General features: G+C 74.2%; 8 protein-coding genes. 2 read left to right on the plus strand and 6 right to left on the minus strand.

The genetic code is table 11. From position 1 onward, the window contains the following. Positions 1 to 594, minus strand: a 594-nt coding sequence (locus NWP09_RS10470; protein WP_258275458.1) for a thioredoxin domain-containing protein, incomplete at its 3' end; no start/stop codon positions are given. Between the two features lie 130 nt (positions 595 to 724). Beyond that, positions 725 to 1,141 carry a DUF2695 domain-containing protein gene (locus NWP09_RS10475; RefSeq protein ID WP_258275459.1) on the minus strand — a complete coding sequence of 139 codons (417 nt, stop codon included), beginning with the start codon at positions 1,139 to 1,141 and terminating at the stop codon, positions 725 to 727. Between the two features lie 181 nt (positions 1,142 to 1,322). Here NWP09_RS10475 and NWP09_RS10480 point away from each other — a divergent pair, with 181 nt between their 5' ends. Next, positions 1,323 to 1,994, plus strand: coding sequence for an alpha/beta family hydrolase (locus NWP09_RS10480; RefSeq protein WP_258275460.1), 672 nt, complete (start codon positions 1,323 to 1,325; stop codon positions 1,992 to 1,994). 262 nt (positions 1,995 to 2,256) lie between these two features. Here NWP09_RS10480 and NWP09_RS10485 read toward each other — a convergent pair whose 3' ends face one another. After that, positions 2,257 to 3,084 (minus strand): aldo/keto reductase, encoded by an 828-nt coding sequence (locus NWP09_RS10485; RefSeq protein WP_258275461.1) that lies wholly within the window; start codon positions 3,082 to 3,084, stop codon positions 2,257 to 2,259. A gap of 4 nt (positions 3,085 to 3,088) precedes the next feature. Continuing rightward, positions 3,089 to 4,243: a bifunctional 2-methylcitrate synthase/citrate synthase gene (locus NWP09_RS10490; protein WP_258275462.1), complete on the minus strand. Its 1,155-nt coding sequence runs from the start codon at positions 4,241 to 4,243 to the stop codon at positions 3,089 to 3,091. 164 nt (positions 4,244 to 4,407) lie between these two features. Here NWP09_RS10490 and NWP09_RS10495 point away from each other — a divergent pair, with 164 nt between their 5' ends. Then, a complete protein-coding gene (locus NWP09_RS10495) occupies positions 4,408 to 4,905 on the plus strand; it encodes an SRPBCC family protein (RefSeq protein WP_258275463.1) in 498 nt (165 codons plus the stop codon). Between the two features lie 4 nt (positions 4,906 to 4,909). On the opposite strand, the gene NWP09_RS10500 is transcribed toward NWP09_RS10495, so the two are convergent. Together NWP09_RS10500 and NWP09_RS10505 are read right to left on the minus strand one after the other, a co-directional pair. After that, the gene (locus NWP09_RS10500) at positions 4,910 to 6,073 is read right to left on the minus strand and encodes an acyl-CoA dehydrogenase family protein (RefSeq protein ID WP_258275464.1); all 1,164 of its coding nucleotides are present in this window, start codon (positions 6,071 to 6,073) and stop codon (positions 4,910 to 4,912) included. A gap of 222 nt (positions 6,074 to 6,295) precedes the next feature. Continuing rightward, positions 6,296 to 7,014, minus strand: a 719-nt coding sequence (locus NWP09_RS10505) for a tRNA-dihydrouridine synthase (RefSeq protein ID WP_369010420.1), incomplete at its 5' end; no start/stop codon positions are given.

Here is a 7,014-nt window from a genome sequence, read left to right on the forward strand (position 1 = left end):
CTCGCGGTCCTCGACCGCGGCGACGGCGGCGAGCGCCGCTCTCGCCTCCGCCGCGCTCGGCGCATCGCCGCCGTCGCCACGGCTCGCGTCGCGGAGCGCCGCCTGCACGCGCGCGGCCGTCTCGGCCACCGCATCCGCCTGGTGCTCGAACGCCTGGCGGATCGCGGTCAGCACCTCGCGGAACCCCGGCACGCCCTGCCGCGCGGTGGGCGGGAAGTACGTGCCCGCGAAGAACGGCAGCCCGTCGGGCGTGAGGAACACGCTCAGCGGCCAGCCGAGGCTGCGGGTGAAGGCCGAGGCCGCGCCCATGAGCGCCGCGTCGACGTCGGGCCGCTCCTCGCGGTCGACCTTGATCGCGACGAAGCCGTCGCGCAGCTGCCGGCCGATCTCGGGGTCGGCGAACGACTCGCGCGCCATCACGTGGCACCAGTGGCACGTCGCGTAGCCGACCGAGGCGAACACCGGCACCCCGCGCTCGCGAGCCTCGGCGAACGCCTCGTCGCCCCACTCGCGCCAGTCGACCGGGTTGTCGGCGTGCAGCCGCAGGTAGTCGCTCGCGGCGTGCGCGAGCCGGTTGTCGACGGATCGCTCCATGGCCGCGACCGTACTCGCCGGCCCTGAGCGGCAGGCGGGCGCGAGCAGGACGTGGCAGGGCACCAGCCGCGCACCAACGGGCTGGCGGCGCTGAGCGGGAGGCGGCCGGGCATCGTGCTGGCGAAGCCCGCTACCGCCCGCGCCGGATCATGCGGTGCCAGTTGCGGCAGGGCTGCGTCGAGCCGCGGCGCACCCCGGCGCACTGCGGCATCGACGCGGGCGGCTCCGCTTCGAGCACGATCGTCTGCCCGTCGAGCTCGAGCTCGCGGCTCGTCGTCCACAGGTGCCATGCCGGCTGCATCGCGTTGACGAGCACCTCGCAGTCGCAGTACCCGCCGGCCGACTCGAGCCGCGCGAGCAGCCCGGTCGCGCGCGGCGCCACGAGGTCGCGGTAGAGCTCGGCGAAGCGCAGGTCGCCGTCGCAGCCGCTGCCCTCGACCGCGCGGTCGAGGTAGCACGCGAGGCACTCCCCGGGCCTCGGCGAGGCCCACTCCTCGAGCAGGCCGTGCAGGTAGGACTCCGCCTCGTCGGCGATCGATCGATCCATGCGGCGCACGATCGCACGCGCCGCACCCGGGCCGCGCGGCGCATCCGCGGACCTGTGGAGAGCTGCCGCGCGCACGACGTCGGCGCCTCGGCGGGGCCGCGGCGCGGAGCGTCGCGCACGGCCTCGGGACCGCGGCGAGGAGCGCGCGGCGGCGAGGCCGGTCGTCTGCGAGGCTCGAGGCATGACGGAGCATCCCCTCGACGAGACCAGCATCGTGCCCGTGCCGATCGAGCACCCGACGGTGCCGCACGTCGACGCGATCGTCGAGGTCCCGCGCGACGCGTGGGCGAGCCTCGTGCTCCTGCACGGCGCGGGCGGCTCGGCGACGCACCCCTGGATGGTCGGCGCGGCCCGCGGGCTCGTCGCCGAGGGCGTCGCGGTCGCGCGCGCGAGCTTCCCGAACGCGCAGGCCGGCAAGCGGCAGCCCGAGCGCGAGCCGAGCGCGGTCGCGACGTGGCACGCGGTGATGGATGCGGTGCGGCCGCTCCTGCCGCACGCGCCGTGGGCGGGCGGCAAGTCGTTCGGCGGCCGCATGGCCGCCGCTGCCGTCGCGGACGGGATGCCCGCGACGGGGCTGCTGTACCTCGGCTACCCGCTGCACTCGCCGGGGAAGCCCGAGCGGCTCAAGGACGCGCACCTGGATGGCATCGCGCTCCCGCAGCGGTTCCTGCAGGGCACGAACGACCCGTTCCAGTCGGGCGACCTGCTCGACCGGCTCGTCGCGAGGCTGCCGGACGCGCGCATCGATTGGGTCGCGGGCGGTGACCACTCGTTCCTCGTGGCGAAGGGCGAGCGCGATCCCGAGCGCGTCGCCGCCGCGCTCGGCCCGCGCATCGCCGCGCTCCTCCGCTGACGCCCCGCCCGACCGCGAGGCGACCCCTTCGCACCGACGCGAGCCCTTGCAGCAGGTCGCGCCGGCGCGAAGGGGTCGCGCCGTGGGGAGGGGCGCGAGCGCGCCCACGCGAAGAGGTCGGGCCTGCGCGAACAGGTCGCGTCGCGGGGGCGGGCGTGAGCGCGCCGACGCGAACGGGCCCCCTTCCACCCGCGGGGACCCGGTCTACCGGGTCCCGTTCGGTGGAAGGGGTCCCGTTCGGCGGAAGGGAGCCCCGCGGTCGCTAGTTCGCGTCGGCCGGGTCGGCCGAGACGCGGCCCGCCGCGCCCTGGTCGAGCGCGTCGATCGCGGCGATGTCGTCGGCCGAGAGCGCGACGTCGGCGGCGGCCAGGTTCTCGACCATGCGCTCGCGGCGGTTCGACTTCGGGAACACGATGCGGCCCGCTGCCAGGTGCCACGCGAGGGTGACCTGCGCCCACGAGACGCCGAGCCGAGAGGCGATCTCGCCGATCACGGTCGCCGCGTAGTCGACCTTGCCCTGGCCCAGCGGGCCCCACGCCTCGACCTTGATGTCGTGCTCGGCCGCGAGCGCCGTCGCGGCCCGCTGCTGGAACTGCGGGTGCAGCTCGATCTGGTCGACCGCGGGCACGATGCCCGTGCCGAGCACCTCGGGCAGGAACCGCTCGTCGAAGTTCGAGACGCCGATCGAGGTCGTGAGCCCCTCCGAGCGCAGCTCGGCCATCGTCTGCCACGTCTCGACGACGCTGCCGTTCGCGGGCGCCGGCCAGTGGATGAGGTAGAGGTCGACGCGGTCGAGCCCGAGCTTCTCGAGGCTCTCGCCGAGCGCCGCGCGCGTCTCGGCGGCGCCGCGGCGGTCGTTCCACAGCTTCGTCGTGACGAACAGCTCGTCGCGCGGGATCCCGGAGGCCGCGATCGCGCGGCCGACGCCCTCCTCGTTGCGGTAGATCGCGGCGGTGTCGATGTGGCGGTAGCCGGCCTCGAGCGCCTCCGAGACGATGCGCTCGGTCTCTGCCGGGTCGACCTTGAAGACGCCGAAGCCGAGCTGCGGGATGGAGCGGCCGTCGTTCAGCTGCAGGGTGGGGATGGCCATGCGGTTACTCGGTCTCCTCGATGGTCGACGTGTCCTCGGGCAGGGCGGCGGTGTCGACGCCCGGCACGTGCCGCTCGTCGGGGCCGACGTACTCCGAGAGGGGGCGGATGAGCGCGTTGTTCGCGCGCTGCTCGATGATGTGGGCGGTCCAACCGGTGACGCGCGCCGCGACGAACAGCGGCGTGAAGATCGGCACGTCGAAGCCCATGAGCGCGTACGCCGGGCCCGACGGGAAGTCGAGGTTGGGCTTGATGGGCTTCCGGTCGGCCATCGCGCGCTCGAGCGCGTTGTAGATGTCGAGCATGTCGGGCCGGTCGTAGTGCTCGACGAGCCGCTCGAGCGCGGCGCGCATCGTCGGCACGCGCGAGTCGCCGTTCTTGTACACGCGGTGCCCGAAGCCCATGATCTTGCGCTTCTCGTCGAGCGCGGTCTGCATCCACGCATCCGCACGGTCAGCGGAGCCGACCTCGTGGAAGACCTCCATCACGGCCTCGTTCGCGCCGCCGTGCAGGTGCCCCTTGAGCGCCCCGACGGCACCCGTGACGGCCGAGTGGAGGTCGGCGAGCGTCGACGTGATGACGCGCGCGGTGAAGGTCGAGGCGTTGAACGAGTGCTCGGCGTAGAGCACCATCGACTGGTTGAACGCGTCGACGACGACCGGGTCGGCCTCCTCGCCGAACGACATCCAGAGGAAGTTCGCGGCGTAGTCGAGGTCGTCGCGCGGCGCGACGAGCTCCTGGCCGTTGCGCCGGCGCTGCTCGTAGCTCACGACCGCGGGGAGCACCGCGAACAGGCGGAAGGCCTTGTCGAGGTCGGCGCTCGCGTCCTCCGCCTGCGGGTCGCTCGCCCCGAGGATGCTCACGGCCGTGCGCACGACGTCCATGGGGTGCGCGGTCGTGGGCAGCGCATCCATCACCGTCTGCACCGCGTCGGGCAGCGCGCGGTGCTCGCGCTCCTTCGCGCGGAAGTCGGCGAGCTGCTCGTCGGTCGGCAGGTCGCCGTGCCACAGCAGGTGGGCGACGGCCTCGAACGGCTGCGTGAGCGCGAGCTCCTGCACGGGATAGCCGCGGTAGAGCAACGAGTTGGTCTCGGGGTTGACCTTCGAGATCTCGGTCGTGTCTGCGATGACGCCGGCGAGGCCCTTCTTGATGTCGGCCATGGTGCTCCTAGGTCCGTAGGGGGGAACGCGCATCCGACTCTAGGGCACCGCGACCGGGCAACTCGTTCGTCGGGCGAACGAGCGGTTGACCGGATGCGCCGGGGCCGTCAGGGTCGTACGCGAGCGCCCGTGCGGGGCGGCTCGGCGGCGCGGAGGGAGCGGCCATGATCGGCGAGGGATTCCGGGTCGAGCGGGCGATCGAGATCGCAGCGCACCCCGACCGGGTGTGGGACGCGCTCGTCGACGAGCCGTCGGCGTGGTGGGGCGCGCCGTACCTGCTGCTCGACGGACCGAGCACGATCGACCTGCCGCTGCGCGCGGGCGAGCCGGTCGTGGAGCACCTCGGCGACGCGTCGGCGCTCTGGGGCGTCGTCACGCTGTGCGCGCCGGGCCGGAGCCTCGCGTGGCGCGGCCAGCAGGGCATGGGCTCGAACGCGGTCGGCGAGGTGCGCGTCGACCTCGAGCTCGTGCCCGGCGGCACCCGGGTGCGCGTGCTCCACGACGCCGTGCTGCTGTGGGGCGAGGGTACTGAGGAGCTCCGGCGCGCGTACGACGACGGCTGGGCGGATCTGCTCGCGCGGCTGCGCGCGCTCGTCGAGACGGGCGCGCGGCACGGCGCGGCGGGGCGCAACGCGCCCGTCGCCGCGCCGTCGGCCCGATAGGCCGCTACGCGAGCCCGAGCGCGCGCGCGACCACGAGCAGCTGCACCTCGCTCGTGCCCTCGCCGATCTCGAGGATCTTCGAGTCGCGGTAGTGCCGCGCGACCGGGTACTCGTTCATGAAGCCGTTGCCGCCGAAGATCTGCGTCGCGTCGCGCGCGTTGTCCATCGCCGCCTCGCTCGAGACGAGCTTCGCGAGCGCCGCCTCGGTCTTGAACGGCTTGCCGGCGTCGCGCAGCCGCGCCGCGTGGTGCCACGCGAGGCGCGCGCCGTGCACGCGCGACTGCATGCGCGCGATCACGAACTGCACGTTCTGCCTGCTCGAGAGCGGCTCGCCGAACACCGTCCGCTGCTGCGCGTAGTCGATCGCCGCCTCGAGGCAGCCCTCGGCCGCGCCCGTCGCGAGCGCGGCGATCGCGATGCGCCCCTCGTCGAGGATGTGCAGGAAGCCCGCGAACCCGCGCCCGCGCTGCCCGAGCAGGTTCGCCGCCGGCACGCGCGCGTTCGAGAAGGTGAGCGGATGCGTGTCGGACGCGTGCCAGCCGACCTTGTCGTACGGCGCCTCGACCGTGAAGCCGGGCGTGCCGTTCGGCACGATGATCGTCGAGATCTCCTTGCGGCCGTCCTGCTCGCCGGTCACCGCGGTGACGGTGACGAACCTCGTGATCGGGGTGCCGGAGTTCGTGATGAACTGCTTCGCGCCGTTGATGACCCACTCGTCGCCCTCGAGCCGCGCGGTCGTGCGCGTCGCACCGGCGTCGGAGCCCGCCTCGGGCTCGGTGAGGCCGAAGCCCGCGAGCGCGCGGCCCTCGAGCAGGTCGGGCAGCAGCTCGGCCTTCTGCTCGTCGGTGCCGAAGAGGTGGATGGGCATCGCGCCGAGGCTCACGCCCGCCTCGAGGGTGATCGCGATCGACTGGTCGACGCGCGCGAGCGCCTCGATCGCGAGGCCGAGCGTGAAGTAGTCGCCGCCCTGCCCGCCGTGCTCCTCGGGGAACGGGATGCCGAACAGGCCGAGCTCGCCCATCTGCGCGACGACGTCCATCGGGAGCGTCTTCGTGCGGTCGGCCTCGTAGGAGGCGGGCGCGACGACCTTGTCGGCGAAGTCGCGCACCGCTCGCGCGAGGTCGAGCTCCTCGTCGCTGAGCGCGTAGGTGGTCAGGTCGATCGTCATGCCGGCTCCTCGTTCTGGAAGGGACCGCCTCCGTGCACGGGAGCCGGGGGCCGGATCACGGCCCGCTCGGCTGCGCTCCGCGCTGAGCAGTCGCCAGCACCTTACGGCATGCGTCCTTGCGCTCCGCTATCCGGACCCGGGATCGGCGGCGGGACCCGAGATCTGAGGTCCCGCCGCCGAAGCGGGGTCCGCTTCGCGAAGGGCGGCAGCTGCCGCGCCGGCTCAGCCGAGCTGGCGCGCGCGCGTGTACTGCGCCGGCCAGACGGATGCGCCGAGGCCGTCGGCCGGTCGGCCGTCGGCGGGCACGGCCCCGTCGAGCTCCGCCTCGGCGAGCAGCGCCCAGTGCGGGTTCCGCAGCCACGCGCGAGCGAGCATGACCGCGTCGGCGTCGCCGTCCGCGAGCAGCTGCTCGGCGTGCGCGGGCTCGTCGATGAGGCCGACCGCGTTGACCGGCAGCCCGGTCGCGGCGCGCACCTCGCGCGCGAAGTGCACCTGGTAGCCCGGCCCGAGCGGGATCTCCTGCCGCGGGTCGAGCCCGCCGGAGGAGAGGTCGAACCAGTCGGCGCCCGCGGCCGCGGCGACGCGCACGTGCTCGATCGTCCGCTGCACCTCGATGCCGCCCTCGACCCAGTCGGTCGCGCTGAGGCGCACCATGAGCGCCGCCTCGGGCGCGGCCTCGCGCACGGCCTCGACGACGAGCTGCAGGAGCCTCGTCGACAGGCCCGACGCATCCGGCCCCCACTCGTCGTCGCGACGGTTCGTGAGCGGCGAGAGGAACTGGTGCAGCAGGTAGCCGTGCGCGGCGTGCACCTCGATCGCGTCGAAGCCGGCGGCGACCGCGCGGCGCGCGGCCGCGGCGAACGCGCCCGGCAGCTGTGCCACCTCGTGGCCCTCGAGCGCGCGCGGCGGCGCGTACCGGCCGAACGCATCCGCCCCCGCAC

Source organism: Agrococcus sp. HG114, from assembly GCF_024723325.1.
Classification (GTDB): Bacteria; Actinomycetota; Actinomycetes; order Actinomycetales; family Microbacteriaceae; genus Agrococcus.

Coding starts and splice junctions, on each gene's coding strand:
- NWP09_RS10475 (WP_258275459.1), bottom strand. CDS start 1,141: ATGGATCGATCGATCGCCGACGAGGCGGAGTCCTACCTGCACGGCCTG.
- NWP09_RS10480 (WP_258275460.1), top strand. CDS start 1,323: ATGACGGAGCATCCCCTCGACGAGACCAGCATCGTGCCCGTGCCGATC.
- NWP09_RS10485 (WP_258275461.1), bottom strand. CDS start 3,084: ATGGCCATCCCCACCCTGCAGCTGAACGACGGCCGCTCCATCCCGCAG.
- NWP09_RS10490 (WP_258275462.1), bottom strand. CDS start 4,243: ATGGCCGACATCAAGAAGGGCCTCGCCGGCGTCATCGCAGACACGACC.
- NWP09_RS10495 (WP_258275463.1), top strand. CDS start 4,408: ATGATCGGCGAGGGATTCCGGGTCGAGCGGGCGATCGAGATCGCAGCG.
- NWP09_RS10500 (WP_258275464.1), bottom strand. CDS start 6,073: ATGACGATCGACCTGACCACCTACGCGCTCAGCGACGAGGAGCTCGAC.